This is a genomic window from Streptomyces sp. NPDC003327, from assembly GCF_053589515.1.
The window spans coordinates 13,765-33,660 of the sequence record NZ_JBSFSA010000053.1 but is presented as its reverse complement, the minus strand read 5'-3'; the positions used below and the strand labels follow the sequence as shown (position 1 = coordinate 33,660).

Here is a 19,896-nt window from a genome sequence, read left to right as displayed (position 1 = left end):
AGGGCCCGTACGAGCACGGGGTGCTCGTACGGGCCCTGGATTCCGTCAGGTCAGACGGTCCCGGCCGGGATGGCTGTCTCAGCCGACTCGACCGTCTCAGCCGTTTCAGCCGTTGCGCTTCCAGCGCGGCTTGTCGTCGCGGCGGCCGCCCCCGAAGGACGAGCCGGAGCCGGACGGGCGGTGGTCGTCACGACGGAAGCCGCTGCGGTCGTCGCGGCGGAAGCCGCCGGAGGGGCGGTCGTCGCGGCGGAAGCCACCACCGGCCGGGCGGTCGTCACGACGGTCGCGGTTGAAGGGGCGGTCGCTGCCGCGGTGGCCGCCGGAGGGGCGGTCGTCCCGGCGGAAGCCGCCACGGTCACCGCCGCGGTCGTCACGACGGTCGTCACGGTTGAAGCCACCGGAGGGACGGTCGTCCCGGCGGAAGCCACCGGACGGACGGTCGTTGTCCCGACGGAAACCACCCGACGGACGGTCGTCCCGGCGGAAGCCGCCACGGTCGCCGCCGCGGTCGTCACGACGGTCGTCACGGTTGAAGCCGCCGGAGGGACGGTCGTCCCGGCGGAAGCCACCGGACGGACGGTCGTCCCGGCGGAAACCACCGGACGGACGGTCGTCCCGGCGGAAACCACCCGACGGACGGTCGTCACGACGGAAGCCGCCACGGTCACCGCCGCGGTCGTCACGACGGAAGCCACCGCGGTCACCGCCACGGTCGTCACGGTTGAAGCCACCGCGGTCACGGCGCTCGAAGTTGCCCCGCTCGTCGCGGAACGACGGACGCTCCTCGCGGCGCTCCTCGCGGCGCTCCTCGGCACGCGCGGCGCGCTCGGCCTCCGCGGCGGCGGCCGCGACCTCGGCCTCGGCGGCCTCGGCCACCTCGGCGACGGCCGTCTCCGGGTCCTCACCGCGCTCGCGGGCGGCGCGGGCGACGAGGCGGTCGGCCTCCTCGCGGAGCTCGACGGCACGGCGCTGCAGGCGCTCCAGCTGCTTGGTCAGGTCGACGACCTCGCGCTCGGCCTGCTTGGCGGCGTTGTTCGCCGAGTCGGCCTGGACCTCGGTCAGCGAACGGGCGCCGGTGATCTCGGCGACCTCGGGGTCGAAGGCGCCGGCCCCGCCGACGATGTGGCGCGTGGCGTCGACGCCCGCGTCCTCCATCAGGCGGAAGATCTGGCGGCGCTGGTGCGGCAGGGCCAGGGAGACCACGACACCGGAGCGGCCGGCACGGGCGGTGCGGCCCGAGCGGTGCAGGTAGTCCTTGTGGTCGCCGGCCGGGTCGACGTTCAGGACGAGGTCGATGCCGTCGACGTGGATGCCGCGGGCGGCGACGTCGGTGGCGACGAGCGCGTTGACGTAACCGTCCTTGAAGTCGGCCAGGGTGCGCGTACGGGCGCCCTGGGTCATGCCGCCGTGCAGCGCGTCGGCCTTCACACCGGCGTCACGGAGCTGCTCCGCGATGCGGTCGGCGCCCAGCTGGGTGCGGACGAAGATGATCGTGCGGCCCTTGCGGGCGGCGATGGCGGCGGTGACCGGGGCCTTGTCCTTCGGCTTCACGACGAGGACGTGGTGGGTCATGGTGGTGACGGCGCCGGCGGACGGGTCGACCTCGTGGGTAACCGGGTTCACCAGGTAGCGCTTCACCAGGGTGTCGATCTCGTTCTCCAGCGTGGCGGAGAAGAGGAGGCGCTGGCCGCCCTCGGGGACCTGGTCGAGCAGCTCGGTGACCTCGGGCAGGAAGCCCAGGTCGGCCATCTGGTCGGCCTCGTCGAGGACGGCGACCTGGACGGCCTCCAGGGAGCAGGCGCCGCGGTTGATGATGTCGCGGAGACGGCCCGGGGTGGCGACGAGGACGTCGACGCCGCGCTCCAGGGCGTAGATCTGGTTGCCCATGGACGTGCCGCCGCAGACGACCTTCATCTTGAGGCCGAGGACGTCGCCGTACGGCTGGAGGGCGTCCGCGACCTGCATGGCGAGCTCACGGGTCGGGGTGAGGATGACGCCGCGGGGCTTCTTCTTGTCGGTGTGGCCGCCGGACAGGGTGGCGAGCAGCGGCAGGCCGAAGGAGAGGGTCTTGCCGGAGCCGGTGCGGCCGCGGCCGAGGATGTCCTTGCCGGCCAGGGCGTCCGGGATGGTCGCGGCCTGGATCGGGAAGGGGGTGGTCACGCCGTTCTGGGCGAGCTTGCGCACGACGCCCTCGGGCAGACCGAGGTCGCCGAAGGTGAGGGTGGGCTCGTCGGCCTCGACCGCGTCCGCCGCCTCGACGGCGTCGGTCTCCGCGGACGGGGTGGTGTCGGCAGCCTCGGTGGCGACGGTGTCGGTGGCCGCGGTGGCCTCGACGATCTCGTCGTTCTCGGGCATGACGGCGTGGTCAGAACTGAAAATGGACATGCGAAATGCGAAACCTTCCGGAGTCTCGGCACGCGCCCGTCAACTCCGTGTTTCGCACTACGACCGCCTCAATGCGGTCAGCCACGGCAAGGGAGAGTACGCGCCAGTCACGGCGCTCTTCGGTCGTGGCGCCGGGCAAATGGGATCAAACGATCTACCACCATACGCACTCTCCCCCACCCGTGGCAAACCGGCCTGCGTCACACCGGCCCGACCTGCGGTGATGCCTCCGGCTCGGTCGGCGCCGGCTCGCCCTCGGCCGCCCGGAGCGCACCCATCTGGGTGGCCGGGCCCTGGCTCGGCGGGTCGGTCGGGTGGGAGGTGGGCTCGGGCGTCGGCTCGGGGGTCGGTTCCGGCGACGGTGTCGTCGGCTCCGGGGTCGGCTCGGTCGGCTCCGCCGTCGGCTGGCCGCCACCGCCCGTGTTCCCGCCCGCGCCCCCGCCGCCGGTCCCGCCGCCCGTGTTCCCGCCGTTGGCACCCCCGGAGCCGCCGGGGCCGCCCGCGCCGCCCCCGGTCCCACCGCCCGGGCCGCCGCTCTGGCCGCCGTGCCCGGCGCCCGGCGTCGGCTGCGGCTTCGGCGAGCCGCCCTTGCCCCCGGCGAGTTCGGCCGGGGCCACGACGCCCTTGGACGGCTCCGCGGTGCCCGAGGGCGAACCGCTCGGCACCGGCGACCCGGCCCCCGCGCCGTCCGCGTCGGGCCCGCCCGAGTCCGGCCGGGCGCCCCAGCCGCCGTCCCCGCCGGCCGGCGCGCCCGAACCGCCCCCGGACTCCGCGGCGACGCCGCCCTTGGCGCCGGAGGCGCCGGGCGCGGGCTTGCCCCCCTCGTCACCGACACTCATACAGCCGCTCAGTCCGGCGCAGGCCGCGACCGCCAACGCGGTGGCGGCCCATCTCACCGGGGTGGGCAAATGGCGCACGGGGCACCTCCAGGACACGACAGGCAGGAACGGAACGCGTTGCCGTGCCCAACTCCCTTTGCGCCACGAGGGACACGGGCCCCCGCCCCCGGGCTGCCCCGGGCGCCCGCGCCCGCGCCCGCCGCCGACGCTCAGCCGTAGCCGAGCGCGTGCAGCCGCTCGTCGTCGATGCCGAAGTGGTGGGCGATCTCGTGGACGACGGTGATCTCGGTCTCCGCGACCACGTCCTCCCGCGCCTCGCACATCCGCAGCGTCGGCCCCCGGTAGATCGTGATCCGGTCGGGCAGCACCCCGGCGTACCACTCGCCGCGCTCGGTCAGCGGCGTGCCCTCGTAGAGCCCGAGCAGCTCGGGGTCGTCCGCCGGGGGCTCGTCCTCGACGAACACCGCCACGTTGTCCATCAGCCGCGTCAGCTCCGGCGGAATCCGGTCCAGGGCCTCGGCGACAAGCTCCTCGAACTCCTCGCGCGTCATCTCCAGCACGGGCCCATTCTCCCCCCGGGGGAAACCGTTTTGGCGATAGCGGCCGCCATCCCATATGCTTCTCACGTCCCCGACGCGCTGAGAAGCGCCCAGGTGGGCCCTTAGCCCTCATCGTCTAGTGGCCCAGGACGCCGCCCTTTCAAGGCGGTAGCACGGGTTCGAATCCCGTTGGGGGCACGCATTACCCTGTGCGAGACTAGTGCTCGCACAAACCAAGGTCCTGTGGAGCAGTTGGTTAGCTCGCCACCCTGTCAAGGTGGAGGTCGCGGGTTCAAGTCCCGTCAGGATCGCTGAGGCCGGAAACGGTCTCGTGGCTGGGTAGCTCAGTTGGTACGAGCGATCGCCTGAAAAGCGATAGGTCGCCGGTTCGACCCCGGCCCCAGCCACAGAGAGAAGGCCCCGTTCGAGAGAACGGGGCCTTCTTCGTGCGTACGGGGAAGGGGGCGCCGCTCCCCTCCCCGTACGGCTCAGGCCTCCTCGCCGCTCTCCTCGCGGGCCGCCCGGCGGGACCGCAGCGCGAGGACGAGCGCGACCACGGCCACCACCGCGACGAGCAACGCCCAGTCCGGCACCGCCCGGCCCCAGGCCGCCACCCGCTGCTCCACCGCGAACGAGGCGTCCACCGACAGGAGCCCCGGCAGCCCGGTCGTCCCGTCGAAGACGAGGAACAGCGTCCCGAGGGCGACGAAGAAGAGGCCCGAGAGCAGCGAGGTCGAGTGGAGGGTGAGCGGCCCGAGCCGCACCGGCAGGCCGCGCAGCCAGCGCCGCCGGCCCAGGTCGTACCGCTCCCAGAGCAGGGCGAGGACGAACAGCGGGACGGCCATGCCGAGGGCGTACACGGCGAGGAGCAGCCCTCCGTACGCCGGGCTGCCGCTCAGCGCCGCCACCGTCAGGACGCTGCCGAGGATGGGGCCCGCGCAGAATCCGGCCAGGCCGTAGACCAGGCCCAGGGCGTAGACGGAGAAGGCCGAGGTCGGGCGGATGCGGCCGCTCGCCTCCGACAGCCGGCGGGAGGCGAAGCCGAGCCCCAGGGCCTGCATGACGCCGAGCCCGACGATCAGCCAGCCGCCGGCGGTCACCAGCAGGTCCCGGTGGCCGTAGAAGAAGCGGCCGGCGAGGGAACCGGCCGCGCCCAGCGGTACGAGGGTGGTCGCCAGGCCCGCGTAGAGGATGCCGGTCCTGGCCACCAGCCCGGCTCGGGTCTCGATCGAGTACGCGAAGAAGGCGGGCAGGAGGAGGGCGCTGCACGGGCTGAGGAGGGCGAGGAGCCCGCCGAGGAACGCCGCGAAGTAGCCGATGCCCGAGGTCACTGCCCCGCCCCGGCCCCGGCGCCCGTCCCACCCGCCCTGTTCTTCGACCGTGCCGTCCTCGCGGCCGCCTCGATGGCCTCGGTGAAGGTCTCCAGCGGCTGGGCGCCCGCGATCGGCCGGCCGTTGACGAGGAACGACGGGGTGGAGGTGGCGCCGAGCGCGTATCCCTGCTCCTGGTCCTTCCCTACGGCCTCACGGGCCGCGGCCCCCTCGCTGTCCTGGGCGAACTTCGTCAGGTCCGGGACGCCCGCCTCCTTCGCGAGGGCGGTCAGGCGCTCCTTTCCGAAGCCCTTCTCCTTGGCCCCCTCCGCGTAAGCCGCCTTGTGGAACTGCCAGAACCGGCCCTGCTGCCCGGCCGCCCAGGAGGCGCGGGCGACGGCCTCCGACTCCTCGCCGAAGATCGGGAAGTTCCGCCACTCGAGGCGCAGGGTGCCGTCCTCGACGTACTTCTTCACGAGGAGCGGCTCCGTGTCCCGGGCGAACTGCCCGCAGTAGCCGCACTTGAAGTCGGCGTACTCGATCAGGACGACGGGCGCGTCGGCCCGGCCGAGGGCGAGCCCGTCGGCGGCGTCCCGGCGGGCGTACGCCTCCAGCTCCGGGTAGACGCCCGCGTCCGGGGCGGTCTCGACCTCCGCGACCGAGGAGTCGCCCGGGGAGGAGCCGGAGGCACCGGGGGACGAGGGCTTGGTGGCGGTGTACGAGACGAGGCCGAGGAGCGTCGCCGCGGCGGCGACCCCGGCGACGATCGCGACCCGCTTCGCCCGGGAGGGAGCCCCGGGCCGGGAGGCGGCCTTCGACGGGGACGCGGGCTTCGGCTGGGGACGGGGACCGGGAGTGGGACCGGGAGTGGGACCGGGAGTGGGACCGGGAGTGGGACCGGGAGTGGGACCGGGAGTGGGACCGGGAGTGGGGCTGGACATGGCTGCACTCTAGACACGGCCCCGGGACAGTCCGCCCAGAAGGGGGCGAAGCAGCCGAACGCGGCTCGTAAATCGGTTCGCCGCTTCTCGGCCGCAGGTGCGATCCTGGATTCCGTATGTCTACTTCCTTCGCCGCCCTCCAGTCCGTCCTGGCCGAGGTCTCGCTGCGGGACTCCCACCGGCTCGGCCGCCGTCTCGAAGGCGCCCGCCGCATCCGCAAGCCCGAGGCCCGCGAGGCCGTCCTGGACGAGATCGCCGCAGAGGCGGCCAAGGCCAAGGAGCGCGTCGACGGGCGCGCCGCCCGCCTGCCCGCGGTCACCTACCCCGAGCAGCTGCCGGTCTCGCAGAAGAAGGACGAGATCCTGGAGGCGATACGCGACCACCAGGTCGTGATCGTCGCCGGTGAGACGGGTTCCGGAAAGACCACCCAGATCCCGAAGATCTGCCTGGAGCTCGGCCGGGGCGTCCGGGGCATGATCGGGCACACCCAGCCCCGCCGGATCGCGGCCCGCACGGTCGCCGAGCGCGTGGCCGAGGAGCTGCGGACCCCGCTCGGCGAGGCGGTCGGCTGGAAGGTGCGGTTCACCGACCAGGTGAACCCGGACGCGACGTTCGTGAAGCTGATGACGGACGGCATCCTGCTCGCCGAGATCCAGACGGACCGCGAGCTGCGCGCGTACGACACGATCATCATCGACGAGGCCCACGAGCGGTCCCTCAACATCGACTTCCTGCTCGGCTATCTGGCCCAGCTGCTGCCGAAGCGCCCCGACCTCAAGGTCGTGATCACCTCCGCGACCATCGACCCCGAGCGGTTCTCCCGCCACTTCGGCGACGCGCCGATCGTCGAGGTCTCCGGCCGGACGTACCCGGTGGAGGTCCGTTACCGGCCGCTCCTGGAGGAGGACTCCGAGGAGGCCGACCGGGACCAGATCACCGCGATCTGCGACGCCGTCGACGAGCTCCAGAAGGAGGGACCTGGCGACGTCCTGGTCTTCCTCTCCGGTGAGCGGGAGATCCGCGACACCGCGGACGCGCTGCTCAAGAAGAAGCTCTTCAACACGGAGATCCTGCCGCTGTACGCCCGGCTGTCGCACGCCGAGCAGCACCGGGTCTTCCAGGCGCACTCCGGCCGCCGGATCGTCCTCGCGACGAACGTGGCCGAGACGTCCCTGACCGTCCCCGGCATCAAGTACGTGATCGACCCGGGCACCGCCCGCATCTCGCGCTACTCGCACCGGACCAAGGTGCAGCGCCTCCCGATCGAGCCGGTCAGCCAGGCCAGCGCCAACCAGCGCAAGGGACGCTGCGGCCGTACGTCGGACGGCATCTGCATCCGCCTCTACTCGGAGGACGACTTCCTGACGCGTCCGGAGTTCACGGACGCCGAGATCCTCCGTACGAACCTGGCGTCGGTCATCCTCCAGATGACCGCGGCCGGCCTCGGCGACATCGAGAAGTTCCCCTTCATCGACCCGCCGGACCACCGCAACATCCGGGACGGCGTGCAGCTCCTCCAGGAGCTCGGCGCGATCGACCCGACGGAGAAGGACCCGAAGAAGCGGCTCACGCAGCAGGGCCGGAAGCTCTCCCAGCTGCCCGTGGACCCGCGGCTCGCCCGGATGGTCCTGGAGGCCGACCGGAACGGCTGCGTCCGCGAGGTCATGGTGATCGCGGCGGCGCTCTCCATCCAGGACCCGCGCGAGCGGCCCGCCGAGAAGCAGGCGCAGGCCGACCAGATGCACGCCCGCTTCAAGGACGAGACGAGTGACTTCCTCGCCTTCCTCAACCTGTGGCGGTACGTCCGCGAGCAGCAGAAGGAGCGCGGCTCGTCGTCCTTCCGCCGGATGTGCAAGCAGGAGTACCTGAACTTCCTGCGCATCCGCGAGTGGCAGGACATCTACTCCCAGCTGCGCACCGTCGCCAAGCAGATGGGCATCCACCTGAACGAGGAGGACGCGCCCGAGCAGTCGGTGCACGTCTCCCTCCTCGCCGGCCTGCTCTCGCACATCGGCCTGAAGGACGTGAAGGAGTCCAAGGACGGCGCGAAGGACGGCGGCCGGCGCGAGGGCACGCGGAACGAGTACCTGGGCGCGCGGAACGCCAAGTTCGCGATCTTCCCGGGCTCGGCGCTCTTCAAGAAGCCCCCGCGGTTCGTCATGTCCGCCGAGCTGGTGGAGACCTCGCGCCTGTGGGCCCGCGTCAACGCGCGGATCGAGCCGGAGTGGATCGAGCCGCTCGCCCAGCACCTGGTCAAGAAGACGTACAGCGAGCCGCACTGGGAGAAGGACCAGGCGGCCGTGATGGCATTCGAGAAGGTGACGCTGTACGGCGTGCCGATCGTCGCCGACCGCAAGGTCAACTACGGGCGGATCGACCCGGAGGTCTCCCGCGAGCTGTTCATCAGGAACGCCCTGGTCGAGGGCGACTGGCGGACCCACCACAAGTTCTTCGCGGACAACCGCAAACTCCTTACCGAGGTCGAGGAGTTGGAGCACCGGGCGCGGCGCAGGGACATCCTGGTCGACGACGAGACGCTCTTCGACTTCTACGACAAGCGGATCCCCGAGCACGTCGTGTCGGGCGCCCACTTCGACTCGTGGTGGAAGCACAAGCGCCGCGAGGAACCGGAGTTCCTCGACTTCGAGCGCGAGATGCTCATCAACGAGAAGGCGGGGGCGGTCACCAAGGACGACTACCCCGACTCGTGGCGGCAGGGCCCGCTGAAGTTCCGGGTGACGTACCAGTTCGAGCCGGGCGCGGACGCCGACGGCGTGACCGTCCACGTCCCGCTCCAGGTCCTCAACCAGGTGACGGACGAGGGCTTCGACTGGCAGATCCCCGGACTCCGCGAAGAGGTCGTCACCGAGCTCATCCGGTCGCTCCCGAAGCCGATCCGCCGCCACTACGTGCCCGCGCCGAACTTCGCGGGCCGTTTCCTCGACTCCGTCGTGCCCGTCCAGGAGCCCCTGACGACGGCGCTCGCCCGCGAGCTCCAGCGGATGGTCGGCGTGCCGCTGACCGCCGAGGACTTCGACTGGGCGAAGGTCCCCGAGCACCTCAAGATCACCTTCCGGATCGTCGACGAGCGGCGCAGGAAGCTGGCCGAGGACAAGGACCTGGAGGCGCTGAAGCTGCAGCTGCGCCCCAAGGCCCGTCAGGCGCTCTCCAAGGCCGCCGCGGCGGCCACGGGCGGCCCGGACGGCTCCGGGCCCTCCCTGGAGCGCACGGGGCTCAGGGAGTGGTCGATCGGGACGCTCACGAAGGTCTTCGAGACCAAGCGCGGGGGGCAGCCGGTCAAGGCGTACCCGGCGCTCGTCGACGAGGGCGACACCGTGGCCGTACGGCTCTTCGACTCGGAGGCCGAGCAGAGCCTGGCGATGTGGCGGGGCACCCGAAAGCTGATCATGCTGAACATCCCGGTGAACCCGGCGAAGTTCGCCTCCGACAAGCTGACCAACCAGCAGAAGCTGGCCCTGTCCGCGAACCCGCACGGCTCGGTCCAGGCCCTCTTCGACGACTGCGCCACCGCCGCGGCGGACAAGCTGATCGCGGACCACGGCGGCCCGGCGTGGGACGAGGAGTCCTTCCGGAAGCTGTACGACAAGGTGCGCGCGGACCTCGTCGACACGACCGTACGGACGGTGGGCCAGGTCCAGCAGATCCTGGCGGCCTGGCAGGCCTGCGAGCGGCGCCTGAAGGCCACCAACAGCGCTGCCCTGGCCTCCAACCTGACCGACGTGCGCGAGCAGCTGGCCTGGCTGGTGCCGGCCGGCTTCGTCACCCGGACGGGGCTGAAGCGGCTGCCGGACCTGATGCGGTACCTGGTCGCGGTGGACCGGCGGCTCCAGCAGATGCCGACCGGCGTCCAGCGGGACACCACCCGCATGGAGAAGGTCCACGAGATGCTCGACGAGTACGCGTGGCTGCTCGAACAGCTCCCGAAGGGCCGCCCGGTGCCGAGTGGGGTCACCGACATCCGCTGGATGATCGAGGAGCTGCGGGTGAGCTACTTCGCGCACGCGCTGGGGACGGCGTACCCGATCTCCGACAAGCGGATCGTGAAGGCGATCGACGCGGCGGCGCCCTGACGCGCGCGCCCCGGCGCGGGCCTGGGCGCTGAGCCCGTCGGGGTCCCGTCCGGGGCCCGGGCGACTCCGGTTCGACCAGACCCCCTGACCTGCTGTACAGTCGTTCTCGCAACGAGGTCCTGTGGAGCAGTTGGTTAGCTCGCCACCCTGTCAAGGTGGAGGTCGCGGGTTCAAGTCCCGTCAGGATCGCCTCTGGAAAGGCCCGCATCACGCGATGCGGGCCTTTTCGTTGCCCTCCTGTGTATTGACGGCGGGGCACGCCCGCCGGTACCCCGGACTTCAGGGAATCGGGGGCCCACTTCGGAGGTGTGCGCGCATGGCCGCGGCGTCCGCAGCACGACACGACACGAGAGCACTGCTGCGCGCCCATCTGGCGGCCGCGTCGCGGTACGGGCACCTCACGCGCCACTGCGTGGTCTGCCACCGCCTGCTGCGGCTCGCCATGGAACTGCCGGAGGACCGCCCCGAGGAGCGTCCCGAGGAGCGCTCCGCGGACCTTCCGGAGGGCGAGGGGGCGGCGTCGGCACCGGGGGACGAAAGTCCCACCGACCCATGACCAACGGCGGGTTGGGGCCGCGCCGGGGAGTGGGATGCTTGTTCTTGGCAAGGCCTCGGCCGTGTGACGGGTGTCACTGAAAGAGTTTCAGAAACCGCTTCACTTACACCCTCCCTACACCACCCCGATTTAATATGTGCAATTGCACCACAGCCCGCGAAGTGGCGCCGGACACAAAAAAGATCGCGCCGGACCCGGCGGAGTCCAGCGCGATCGTTGACGAGGAACCTGTTGGGGCAGGGGCCCGTCGGCAGAGCTAGGAGTGGGCGACCGGATTGGGGGATCCGGAGGTGCCCGGTGTTACGGGGTGCTGCGGGGTGTTGCGCGTACCTCAGGCCTCGCTGCGCTGCTGCGGAATGCCCGCCAGCAGTGCGCGAACCTCGGCCTCGCGGTACCGGCGGTGCCCACCCAGGGTGCGGATGGACGTGAGCTTGCCCGCCTTCGCCCAACGGGTCACCGTCTTCGGGTCCACGCGGAACATCGTGGCAACCTCGGCGGGGGTCAGCAGCGGCTCGGCATCAGGGGTGCGAGCGGTCATGAGCGGCCTCCTCGGGAGAACCGAACCTTCTCGGTTCTTTCCTCTAAATTCTGCACCTTGACCCGCCTTGCCCGAAATGGCAGAAGCGGGCCGAGTCGGTTATAGGACGAACGGCTTGTCCTCGGCACTACAACTACACCATCCGTCCAGCCACGTCGGCCAAACCGATGGAATTGCGCTCGCAGGTGTTCATCAGTGGCGGAAGTCGATGGACCATGCCATAACGGACAGTCACGCCACTGTGACGGATCGTCACAGTGGCGCCAGGAGTCCTCAGACCCCCCATAGAGTGCAATGCTGAGCAATCCGCCCATACTTGGGCGGAAGGAACCCTCCCCGGACTCCTTGTCCTATTTTGGCACGAGGATGGGTGATCGACGCAAGGGTGCGGTAAGTGCTGTCCGTCACGCTTGAGCCAAAGGCCCGGATCGGGACCAACGTCCTCCGCCAGATCGGCCGAAAGACACCCCCGGAGTCTCCGAGTCCGGATTCCCGGTGATCATTTACCCCCATCGGCGGCATCCTGTCGATGCACACCTGACGGATATGCCCGGGGAAATGGCCACCGTGGCCGATTCGCACCGACGCGGCACCTCGCCGGTCCTCCCGGACCTCACGGGCCCCTCGCCGCGTCTCGCCGGACCTCACGGGCACCTCGCCGCGCCTCGACGGACCGCCGTCAGTTGGCGAACTGGAGGTCCCTGACCGCCTTCCAGCGCTCCGCCAGCCGCCCGTACACCTCGCTCGCCGCCTCGCCGTCCCCGGCCCGCAGCGCCGCGATCCCCTCCGCCATCTGGGCCGCCGACCGGTCCCCGGCGAGCCACTCCTCGCCCATCGCGTGCACCAGACCGCCGTAGTCCAGCTCCACGAGCGCCCGCGGGTGGAACTCCTCCAGCCAGCGGCCCACCTCGACGAGCCCCTCCGTCATCGGGCCTTCGTCCACCGCCTCCCGCAGCGCCCGCAGGGACCGCGCGAGGCGCCGCCGCGCCTGCGCCATCGTCGTCCGGTAGCGCAGCACCGGCGCCCGGCCCGCCCCCGCGGCCTCCGGGTCCCCCGGCTCGTACTGCCGGTCCTCGTCCCCGAAGAGCGCGAACCAGCGCAGCGGCACCTGCCACACCGCCGTACGGATCCACGGCCGCGCGTCCGGGTTCCGCTCCAGCCAGCGCTCGTGGTCCGCCGTCACCTGGGCGCGCACCACCGGCGGCACCATCGCGTCGAGCACCGGCGCCGGATAGCCGCCGGCCGTCAGCTCCGCCACGGCCAGCCAGCTCCGCAGCCGGGTCCGCCACGGGCAGATCACCACCGCACCGCCCACATGGGCGACGAACGCCTCCCCGCTCTCCTGGACCGGCACCGGCACCGGGGGCGTCGGCACCAGGTCCGCGAGCGACCGGCGCAGCTCCTCCTGGGCGCCGGGCGTGCGCGGCCTGCGCGCGTACCGGGCCCAGTGGGACCGCTCCGGCTCGGGGAACGCGGCCAGCGGCTCGTACACCCGCAGATAGGACGCGTAAGGAACGAGGACCGAGGAGGCGACCGTCATGTCGCAAATCCTTCCACGGAGGTACTCCCGGAGAGGGTGATCCTGCGCACTGCGGCCGATCTACGCCCAGGTAGCACTTACCCTCGTGCCGAAATGGTCCTCCCCCCACCCCTGGGGAGACCGAAACCGCCGCTTCGTACTTGGGAGTCACCACCGTGACCGATGTGACCGGCGTTCCTGCTGACGTACTCCACACCCTGTTCCGCTCGGAGCAGGGTGGCCACGAGCAAGTCGTGCTCTGCCAGGACCGCGCCACCGGCCTCAAGGCCGTCATCGCCCTCCACTCCACCGCCCTGGGCCCGGCCCTCGGCGGCACCCGCTTCTACCCGTACGCGTCCGAGGCCGAGGCGATCGCCGACGCGCTCAACCTGGCGCGCGGCATGTCGTACAAGAACGCCATGGCCGGCCTCGACCACGGCGGCGGCAAGGCCGTCATCATCGGCGATCCGGAGAAGATCAAGACCGAGGAGCTGCTCCTCGCCTACGGGCGCTTCGTCGCCTCCCTGAACGGCCGGTACGTCACGGCCTGCGACGTCGGCACCTACGTCGCCGACATGGACGTCGTCGCCCGGGAGAACCGGTGGACCACCGGCCGCTCCCCCGAGAACGGCGGCGCCGGCGACTCCTCCGTCCTCACCGCCTTCGGCGTCTTCCAGGGCATGCGCGCCTCCGCGCAGCACCTGTGGGGCGACCCGACCCTCCGCGGCCGCAAGGTCGGCGTCGCGGGCGTCGGCAAGGTCGGCCACTACCTCGTCGAGCACCTCCTGTCGGACGGCGCCGAGGTCGTGATCACCGATGTGCGCGAGGAGTCGGTGCGCCGGATCACCGAGAAGTTCCCGCAGGTCACCGTGGTCGCGGACACCGACGCGCTGATCCGCGTCGAGGGCCTCGACATCTACGCGCCCTGCGCGCTCGGCGGCGCCCTGAACGAGGAGACGGTGCCGTTCCTCACCGCGGCCATCGTCTGCGGCGCGGCAAACAACCAGCTCGCCCACCCGGGCATTGAGAAGGACCTCGTGGAGCGCGGGATCCTCTACGCGCCGGACTACGTGGTCAACGCCGGCGGCGTCATCCAGGTCGCGGACGAACTGCACGGCTTCGACTTCGACCGCTGCAAGGCGAAGGCGACGAAGATCTTCGACACCACCCTCGAAATCTTCGCACGTGCGAAGTCGGACGGGATTCCTCCGGCCGCGGCGGCCGACCGGATCGCCGAGCAGCGGATGGCCGAGGCCCGCCGCGCCTGACGGATCCGCCCGTCTGCCCGTCCCTCTGGGGGGCCGAACCACCGTCCGCGCGAGACTTCGCTCACGCCCCTCGGCGGGTCGGCCCTCGAGAAGAGGTTAAAATCGCGATTGACCAGCGAGGACAGGGCACCTCGATGGTTCTGTACCGAGGTATGTGATGCGCGCGGCGTACCGTAGACCGACGGAAACAGGTACCGTTGAAGCCCTACGGACGGTCTCTCTGTCGAGAGCCCGTTCCAAACCATGAACGCGTGTCAAGACTCTGGGGCCATCGAGCCCCGTCACCGAGGGGGTCGAGCCATGGGGCGCGGCCGGGCAAAGGCCAAGCAGACCAAGGTCGCCCGCCAGCTGAAGTACAGCAGCGGCGGGACGGACCTGACGCGTCTGGCCAATGAGCTGGGCGCATCGACTTCGAGTCAGCCGCCGAATGGCGAGCCGTTCGAGGACGACGACGAGGAAGACGACCCGTACGCCCAGTACGCGGATCTCTACAACACGGACGACGAGGACGAGGACGACGAGTCCGGTCCGACGTCTCCGCGTCGCGCTTGACCTCTTGAACACCGAAACCCGGCCCGGGTTCCCCCGGCCGGGTTTCTGTGCTGCCCGGCGCCTTGTGTGCCTGTGTGCCTGTGCGCCTGCCTCAGCGGTCGCTCGCTGACCTGAGCGTTCGTCCCCCGGAAACGCCGAGACGGGGTGTCCCCGGGGACACCCCGTCTCGTGCGGCGCACTTCCTACTTCGCGTAGTCGCCGACCAGCTCGGCGCCCGTGGCGTGGTCGCCGCGCTCGGTGATCTCGCCCGCGACCCAGGCCTCGACGCCCCGGTCCTCCAGGGTCGCGAGGGCCACGTCCACGGACTCGGCCGGCACGACGGCCATCATGCCGACGCCCATGTTCAGCGTCTTCTCCAGCTCCAGGCGCTCGACCTGCCCGGCCGTGCCGACCAGGTCGAAGATCGCGCCCGGCGTCCAGGTCGAGCGGTCGACCGTGGCGTGCAGGCCGTCCGGGACGACCCGCGCCAGGTTGGCGGCGAGGCCCCCGCCCGTGATGTGGCTGAAGGCGTGGACGTCCGTGGTCCGGGTGAGGGCCAGACAGTCCAGCGAGTAGATCTTCGTCGGCTCCAGGAGCTCCTCGCCGAGGGTCCGGCCCAGCTCCTCGACCCGCTGGTCGAGGGTCATGCCCGCCCGGTCGAAGACCACGTGCCGGACGAGCGAGTACCCGTTGGAGTGAAGACCCGAGGACGCCATGGCGATGACCGCGTCACCCGTACGGATGCGATCCGCGCCGAGCAGCCGGTCGTACTCCACGACGCCCGTGCCGGCGCCCGCCACGTCGAAGTCGTCCGGGCCGAGGAGGCCCGGGTGCTCCGCCGTCTCGCCGCCGACCAGGGCGCAGCCCGCGAGGACGCAGCCCTCGGCGATGCCCTTGACGATGGCCGCGACCCGCTCCGGGTGGACCTTGCCCACGCAGATGTAGTCGGTCATGAAGAGCGGCTCGGCGCCGCAGACGACGATGTCGTCCATGACCATCGCGACCAGGTCGTGGCCGATCGTGTCGTACACGCCCATCTGGCGGGCGATGTCGACCTTCGTGCCGACGCCGTCGGTGGCGGAGGCGAGCAGCGGGCGCTCGTAGCGCTTGAGGGCGGAGGCGTCGAAGAGGCCGGCGAAACCGCCGAGGCCGCCGAGGACCTCGGGGCGCTGCGTCTTCTTCACCCACTCCTTCATCAGCTCGACGGCGCGGTCGCCCGCTTCGATGTCGACGCCCGCGCTCGCGTAGCTGGCACCAGTGGTCTGAGACATGGGTTCAGAGCTTTCGTGTCGTACTGCGGCTGCAGCGGGGTGTTACGGACTAGCGGGTGGAACGGGCCTACGGGCGGCGCAGGGCGTCGGCGGCCGCGGTCGCGGCGGGGCCGGCGGCCAGCTCCGTCTCCAGCAGCTGCTTCCCGAGCAGCTCCGGGTCCGGGAGCTCCATCGGGTACTCGCCGTCGAAGCAGGCACGGCAGAGGTTCGGCTTCTGGATCGTGGTCGCCTCGATCATCCCGTCGATCGAGATGTACGAGAGCGAGTCCGCGCCGAGCGACTTGCCGATCTCCTCGACCGACATGCCGTTGGCGATCAGCTCCGCGCGGGTGGCGAAGTCGATGCCGAAGAAGCAGGGCCACTTGACGGGCGGGGAGGAGATCCGGATGTGGACCTCGGCCGCACCGGCCTCGCGGAGCATCCGGACCAGGGCGCGCTGGGTGTTGCCGCGGACGATCGAGTCGTCGACGACCACGAGCTTCTTCCCCTTGATGACTTCCTTGAGGGGGTTCAGCTTCAGCCGGATGCCCAGCTGGCGGATGGTCTGGGAGGGCTGGATGAAGGTGCGCCCGACATAGGCGTTCTTCACCAGGCCGGCGCCGAAGGGGATGCCGGAGGCCTCGGCGTAGCCGATCGCCGCCGGGGTCCCGGACTCGGGCGTCGCTATCACCAGGTCGGCCTCGACCGGCGCCTCCTTGGCGAGGCGGCGGCCCATCTCGACGCGCGAGAGGTACACGTTCCGGCCGGCGATGTCCGTGTCGGGACGGGCCAGGTACACGTACTCGAAGACACAGCCCTTGGGCTTCGCTTCCGCGAATCGGGAGGTACGGATGCCGTTCTCGTCGATCGCGATCATCTCGCCCGGCTCCACCTCGCGGACGAAGCTGGCGCCGCAGATGTCGAGGGCGGCGGATTCCGAGGCCACCACCCAGCCGCGCTCGAGACGGCCGAGGACCAGCGGGCGGATGCCCTGCGGGTCACGGGCCGCGTAGAGCGTGTGCTCGTCCATGAAGACGAGCGAGAAGGCACCCTTGACCTGCGGAAGGATCTTCGCGGCGCCCTGTTCGACGGTGAGCGGCTTGCCGTCGTCGTCGGTCTGGGCGGCGAGCAGCGCCGTCAGCAGGTCGGTGTCGTTGGTGGCCGCGACGCGGGTGTTGCGGCCCTCCTGCTTGGGCAGGTCCGCGACCATCTCGGCGAGCTGCGCCGTGTTCACCAGGTTGCCGTTGTGGCCGAGCGCGATCGAGCCGTGGGCGGTCGCCCGGAACGTCGGCTGCGCGTTCTCCCACACGGAGGCCCCGGTGGTCGAGTAGCGGGCGTGACCGACCGCGATATGACCTTGGAGGGAACCGAGAGAGGTTTCGTCGAAGACCTGGGAGACGAGTCCCATGTCCTTGAAGACGAGGATCTGGGAGCCGTTGCTGACCGCGATTCCCGCGGATTCCTGGCCCCGATGCTGGAGGGCGTAGAGCCCGAAGTACGTGAGCTTTGCGACCTCTTCGCCCGGAGCCCAGACACCGAAGACGCCACACGCGTCCTGGGGGCCTTTCTCGCCGGGGAGCAGATCGTGATTGAGTCGACCGTCACCACGTGGCACGTTTCCGAGTGTAGACGGGGTCGACCACTGGTCCGAATTGGGGAAATCCGCGGTGCCCGTCGCTCGTGCGATCGCACGACTTGATCGTCGCGGCCTTGGAGAGGGCTACGAAGCAGGCGGTGCAAGGGTTCCCGGCCCCCGGGCGCCGACGAGCGGACGCTCGTACCAGCTCCCGGGCACCCCCGCGATGTGACGGAGTTCGCAGTCGGAGGGCGCCCGGCCGGTCCGCGCTACGCGCGTCCGGACGCTGCCGCCCGCGCGGTCAGGCCCTCCCCCGAGGCGTCGGTGAGGGTGAGCGAGCGGTGCTCCAGGCGGTACGTGAGCGGCCCGTCGAGGAGCTCGTACAGCCGGGTCTCCAGCGCCATCTGCGGGCTCGAACACATCATCCGGGTGGTCGCCGCAGGGCCCTCGACGGTGAGCGTCCGGGCCTTCTCGTCGATCCGGGCGGTCGCCGAGAAGTTGTTGCAGCCGAGGTTGCCGCTGACCGCGCCGTCCGCGCCGATCACGATCCGAGCCTTGCCCTCGCCGTCGGCGGGCAGCGAGGAGGCCGTGTCCCCGGCGAGCAGCCCGTCCACGCTCCAGGTGGTGCCGCGCAGCGGGGCGGCGGGGGTGGCCGTCAGTTCGAGGCCGGTCCTGCCGTCGGGCGCGGTCAGGGTCAGGGCGTCGCCCTTCAGACGGCCCTTGAGGCTGCCGGAGAAGGCCTTGAGCATCGCCGCCTCGAAGCGCTCCCGGTCCGCGGGACAGCCGATCTCGGTGATCTCGTGCGAGGAGACGGTGAGGGTGTCGCCGTTCACGGCGACGGCGGCGCCGAAGCTGTTGCAGCCCGTGGTGCCGCTGGCGCGGCCGTTCCCGGCGATCTCGAGCCCGGCCCCGTCCGGGGCGGCGGACCTGGTCCCGTCGACCGTCACCGCGTCGACGGTCCAGAACGCGCCGGTGACGGGCAGGTCGGGGGCGACGGTGTCCGGGCCGCCTCCTGCCCCTGAGCCTCCCTCCGTGCCGCAGGCGGCGAGGAGGACGGCGAGGGCGGCGGCTGCGAGGGCGGTGCGCTGCGTCGTCTGCATGCCGGTGGGACGGGCGTGCGGCGCCTTCGGTTCCGTCCGGCCGGCCCGGCGGTCCGCGGGCTCCTCGGTCCGGCGGTCCGCGGGCTCCTCGGTCCCGTGGCCCGTGCCGGACGACGCCGGCCCGGCCGTACCGTCAGCCCATCACCGGCAGCAGGGCCGACAGGTCCGCGCGCTCGCCGCTCGCGCTCACCCGCGCCGACTCCCGCTCCGCCGCCCACTCCGTACGGCCGGTGGCGAGCCGGATCCACGTCAGCGGGTCCGTCTCCACCACGTTGGGCGGCGTGCCCCGGGTGTGCCGCGGGCCCTCCACGCACTGCACCACCGCGAAGGGCGGCACCCGCACCTCCACCGCCCCGCCGGGCGCCTTCACGGCCAGCGCGTCCGCGAGCAGACGGGTGCAGGCGGCGAGGGCCTGGCGGTCGTACGGGATCTCCGCCCCGGTCGCGGCGCTCAGGTCGTCGGTGTGGACGACGAGTTCGACGGTCCGGGTGACGAGGAAGTCGGCCAGCGTCATCGCGCCGAAGCTCAGCGGCAGCAGCCGCTCCCCGTCGGCGCCCGCCACGGCCTCCTCGTACTCCTCCCCCACGCGCGCCAACAGCCCGACCGGGTCGGCGGCGTCGATCCCCCGGGTGTGCTCGTCGATCCGCTCGGCGGCCGCCGCCGTCGCGAAGGGCCAGTCGAGCAGGGCGAGCCGGTCCTTCCCCGGTTCCGGCCCGTCGAGGAGCCGCGGCACGCAGTCGACCATCCACGCCAGGTGCGCCACCAGGTCCCGCACCGTCCACGCGCCCAGTCGGGTCGGCCCGTCCAGGGCCTCCGGCGGCAGCGCGCGCACCGCGGCGCCCACATGGCCGAACTGGGCGAGCACGGCGGCCCGGATCTTGGCGGGGTCGTAGCTGCGGGTGCGCTTCTTGGCCGGTGGCATGGGCAGAGGCTAACGCCGAGACTTGAGGGAGGGGGCCACCCCCTCACGAAAGGCGGGGCCGGGACCATGACCCATCACGAGCACCCCGACGCGGCGCTGGTGCGCCGGGGGTACGCGGCTTTCACCGCCGGTGACATGGAGACGCTCACGTCCCTCATGACCGGCGACTGCACCCACCACTCGCCCGGGGAGAGCCGGATGTCCGGGCACTTCAAGGGCCGGGACAACGTCCTGGACCACTACGCGCAGCTCATGGAGCTGACCGGGGGCACCTTCCACGTGGAGCTGAAGGGCGTCTACCCGGACGGCAGGGGCCACGCCATGTCCGTGCACGAGTGGCGCGCCGACCGGGGCGACCGGGGGATCGAGATGAAGGGCGGCCTCTTCTTCACGATCATCGGCGGCAAGATCTCCGACATCGACGAGTGCGTGGAGGACATCACCGAGTCCGACGCGTTCTGGGGTGCCGCGGCCGGGTGACAGTCACGCGAACAGCCCCCGCCCTGTTCGGGACGGGGGCTGTCTCGTGTA

The 19,896-nt window shown here is 71.4% G+C and carries 16 protein-coding genes and 4 tRNA genes; 9 read left to right on the top strand and 11 right to left on the bottom strand.

Annotation, left to right across the window (positions count from 1 at the left end; genetic code table 11):
- Nucleotides 1-105 precede the first annotated feature (105 nt).
- The 3 genes from ACWDVG_RS28195 to ACWDVG_RS28185 all read right to left on the bottom strand — a co-directional run bounded on the left by ACWDVG_RS28195 (nt 106) and on the right by ACWDVG_RS28185 (nt 3,784).
- The gene (locus tag ACWDVG_RS28195) at nt 106-2,385 is read right to left on the bottom strand and encodes a DEAD/DEAH box helicase (RefSeq protein WP_451703195.1); all 2,280 of its coding nucleotides are present in this window, start codon (nt 2,383-2,385) and stop codon (nt 106-108) included.
- Between the two features lie 200 nt (nt 2,386-2,585).
- On the bottom strand, nt 2,586-3,224 hold the full coding sequence (locus ACWDVG_RS28190) for a hypothetical protein (protein WP_451703193.1): 639 nt from the start codon (nt 3,222-3,224) through the stop codon (nt 2,586-2,588).
- A gap of 209 nt (nt 3,225-3,433) precedes the next feature.
- Entirely contained in the window at nt 3,434-3,784 is a 351-nt protein-coding gene (locus ACWDVG_RS28185; protein WP_451703192.1) for a metallopeptidase family protein, read from the bottom strand.
- A 104-nt stretch (nt 3,785-3,888) separates the two neighbouring features.
- Between ACWDVG_RS28185 and ACWDVG_RS28180 the strand changes: the two genes are divergently transcribed.
- The 3 genes from ACWDVG_RS28180 to ACWDVG_RS28170 all read left to right on the top strand — a co-directional run bounded on the left by ACWDVG_RS28180 (nt 3,889) and on the right by ACWDVG_RS28170 (nt 4,170).
- Nucleotides 3,889-3,961, top strand: a tRNA-Glu gene (locus ACWDVG_RS28180).
- Between the two features lie 39 nt (nt 3,962-4,000).
- Nucleotides 4,001-4,074 (top strand) — tRNA-Asp (locus ACWDVG_RS28175).
- Nucleotides 4,075-4,096: 22 nt separating this feature from the next.
- A tRNA-Phe gene (locus tag ACWDVG_RS28170) sits at nt 4,097-4,170 on the top strand.
- 81 nt (nt 4,171-4,251) lie between these two features.
- On the opposite strand, the gene ACWDVG_RS28165 is transcribed toward ACWDVG_RS28170, so the two are convergent.
- Together ACWDVG_RS28165 and ACWDVG_RS28160 are read right to left on the bottom strand one after the other, a co-directional pair.
- Nucleotides 4,252-5,094, bottom strand: a complete 843-nt coding sequence (locus ACWDVG_RS28165) for a cytochrome c biogenesis CcdA family protein (RefSeq protein ID WP_451703190.1) — start codon at nt 5,092-5,094, stop codon at nt 4,252-4,254.
- Nucleotides 5,091-6,014, bottom strand: a complete 924-nt coding sequence (locus ACWDVG_RS28160; RefSeq protein ID WP_451703187.1) for a DsbA family protein — start codon at nt 6,012-6,014, stop codon at nt 5,091-5,093. Before ACWDVG_RS28160 ends, ACWDVG_RS28165 begins: the two co-directional genes overlap by 4 nt.
- 116 nt (nt 6,015-6,130) lie before the next feature.
- Here ACWDVG_RS28160 and hrpA point away from each other — a divergent pair, with 116 nt between their 5' ends.
- The 3 genes from hrpA to ACWDVG_RS28145 all read left to right on the top strand — a co-directional run bounded on the left by hrpA (nt 6,131) and on the right by ACWDVG_RS28145 (nt 10,661).
- The gene (hrpA, locus tag ACWDVG_RS28155; protein WP_451703184.1) at nt 6,131-10,105 is read left to right on the top strand and encodes an ATP-dependent RNA helicase HrpA; all 3,975 of its coding nucleotides are present in this window, start codon (nt 6,131-6,133) and stop codon (nt 10,103-10,105) included.
- 115 nt (nt 10,106-10,220) lie between these two features.
- Nucleotides 10,221-10,294, top strand: a tRNA-Asp gene (locus tag ACWDVG_RS28150).
- A 127-nt stretch (nt 10,295-10,421) separates the two neighbouring features.
- On the top strand, nt 10,422-10,661 hold the full coding sequence (locus tag ACWDVG_RS28145) for a DUF6274 family protein (protein WP_451703182.1): 240 nt from the start codon (nt 10,422-10,424) through the stop codon (nt 10,659-10,661).
- A gap of 331 nt (nt 10,662-10,992) precedes the next feature.
- Here ACWDVG_RS28145 and bldC read toward each other — a convergent pair whose 3' ends face one another.
- Nucleotides 10,993-11,199, bottom strand: a complete 207-nt coding sequence (bldC, locus tag ACWDVG_RS28140) for a developmental transcriptional regulator BldC (RefSeq protein ID WP_003949541.1) — start codon at nt 11,197-11,199, stop codon at nt 10,993-10,995.
- A gap of 679 nt (nt 11,200-11,878) precedes the next feature.
- On the bottom strand, nt 11,879-12,739 hold the full coding sequence (locus ACWDVG_RS28135; RefSeq protein ID WP_451703180.1) for a hypothetical protein: 861 nt from the start codon (nt 12,737-12,739) through the stop codon (nt 11,879-11,881).
- A gap of 155 nt (nt 12,740-12,894) precedes the next feature.
- Between ACWDVG_RS28135 and ACWDVG_RS28130 the strand changes: the two genes are divergently transcribed.
- On the top strand, nt 12,895-13,986 hold the full coding sequence (locus ACWDVG_RS28130; RefSeq protein WP_451703179.1) for a Leu/Phe/Val dehydrogenase: 1,092 nt from the start codon (nt 12,895-12,897) through the stop codon (nt 13,984-13,986).
- A gap of 300 nt (nt 13,987-14,286) precedes the next feature.
- Entirely contained in the window at nt 14,287-14,538 is a 252-nt protein-coding gene (locus ACWDVG_RS28125; RefSeq protein ID WP_451703177.1) for a DUF3073 domain-containing protein, read from the top strand.
- A gap of 182 nt (nt 14,539-14,720) precedes the next feature.
- On the opposite strand, the gene purM is transcribed toward ACWDVG_RS28125, so the two are convergent.
- The 4 genes from purM to ACWDVG_RS28105 all read right to left on the bottom strand — a co-directional run bounded on the left by purM (nt 14,721) and on the right by ACWDVG_RS28105 (nt 19,365).
- Complete coding sequence (purM, locus tag ACWDVG_RS28120) at nt 14,721-15,788, bottom strand: phosphoribosylformylglycinamidine cyclo-ligase (RefSeq protein WP_451703175.1); 1,068 nt, start codon at nt 15,786-15,788, stop codon at nt 14,721-14,723.
- Nucleotides 15,789-15,855: 67 nt separating this feature from the next.
- Entirely contained in the window at nt 15,856-17,382 is a 1,527-nt protein-coding gene (purF, locus tag ACWDVG_RS28115) for an amidophosphoribosyltransferase (RefSeq protein ID WP_451703174.1), read from the bottom strand.
- Between the two features lie 230 nt (nt 17,383-17,612).
- On the bottom strand, nt 17,613-18,443 hold the full coding sequence (locus ACWDVG_RS28110) for an META domain-containing protein (protein ID WP_451703171.1): 831 nt from the start codon (nt 18,441-18,443) through the stop codon (nt 17,613-17,615).
- Between the two features lie 133 nt (nt 18,444-18,576).
- A complete protein-coding gene (locus tag ACWDVG_RS28105) occupies nt 18,577-19,365 on the bottom strand; it encodes a sterol carrier family protein (protein ID WP_451703169.1) in 789 nt (262 codons plus the stop codon).
- Nucleotides 19,366-19,431: 66 nt separating this feature from the next.
- Here ACWDVG_RS28105 and ACWDVG_RS28100 point away from each other — a divergent pair, with 66 nt between their 5' ends.
- The gene (locus tag ACWDVG_RS28100) at nt 19,432-19,845 is read left to right on the top strand and encodes a nuclear transport factor 2 family protein (RefSeq protein WP_451703168.1); all 414 of its coding nucleotides are present in this window, start codon (nt 19,432-19,434) and stop codon (nt 19,843-19,845) included.
- The last annotated feature ends 51 nt before the right edge of the window (nt 19,846-19,896 follow it).

Excerpts from the sequence above, each read along its gene's own strand:
- ACWDVG_RS28195 (WP_451703195.1), bottom strand. The coding sequence starts at position 2,385 with ATGTCCATTTTCAGTTCTGACCACGCCGTCATGCCCGAGAACGACGAG.
- ACWDVG_RS28190 (WP_451703193.1), bottom strand. The coding sequence starts at position 3,224 with ATGAGTGTCGGTGACGAGGGGGGCAAGCCCGCGCCCGGCGCCTCCGGC.
- ACWDVG_RS28160 (WP_451703187.1), bottom strand. The coding sequence starts at position 6,014 with ATGTCCAGCCCCACTCCCGGTCCCACTCCCGGTCCCACTCCCGGTCCC.
- hrpA (WP_451703184.1), top strand. The coding sequence starts at position 6,131 with ATGTCTACTTCCTTCGCCGCCCTCCAGTCCGTCCTGGCCGAGGTCTCG.
- ACWDVG_RS28145 (WP_451703182.1), top strand. The coding sequence starts at position 10,422 with ATGGCCGCGGCGTCCGCAGCACGACACGACACGAGAGCACTGCTGCGC.
- bldC (WP_003949541.1), bottom strand. The coding sequence starts at position 11,199 with ATGACCGCTCGCACCCCTGATGCCGAGCCGCTGCTGACCCCCGCCGAG.
- ACWDVG_RS28135 (WP_451703180.1), bottom strand. The coding sequence starts at position 12,739 with ATGACGGTCGCCTCCTCGGTCCTCGTTCCTTACGCGTCCTATCTGCGG.
- ACWDVG_RS28125 (WP_451703177.1), top strand. The coding sequence starts at position 14,287 with ATGGGGCGCGGCCGGGCAAAGGCCAAGCAGACCAAGGTCGCCCGCCAG.
- purM (WP_451703175.1), bottom strand. The coding sequence starts at position 15,788 with ATGTCTCAGACCACTGGTGCCAGCTACGCGAGCGCGGGCGTCGACATC.
- ACWDVG_RS28110 (WP_451703171.1), bottom strand. The coding sequence starts at position 18,443 with ATGCAGACGACGCAGCGCACCGCCCTCGCAGCCGCCGCCCTCGCCGTC.
- ACWDVG_RS28105 (WP_451703169.1), bottom strand. The coding sequence starts at position 19,365 with ATGCCACCGGCCAAGAAGCGCACCCGCAGCTACGACCCCGCCAAGATC.
- ACWDVG_RS28100 (WP_451703168.1), top strand. The coding sequence starts at position 19,432 with ATGACCCATCACGAGCACCCCGACGCGGCGCTGGTGCGCCGGGGGTAC.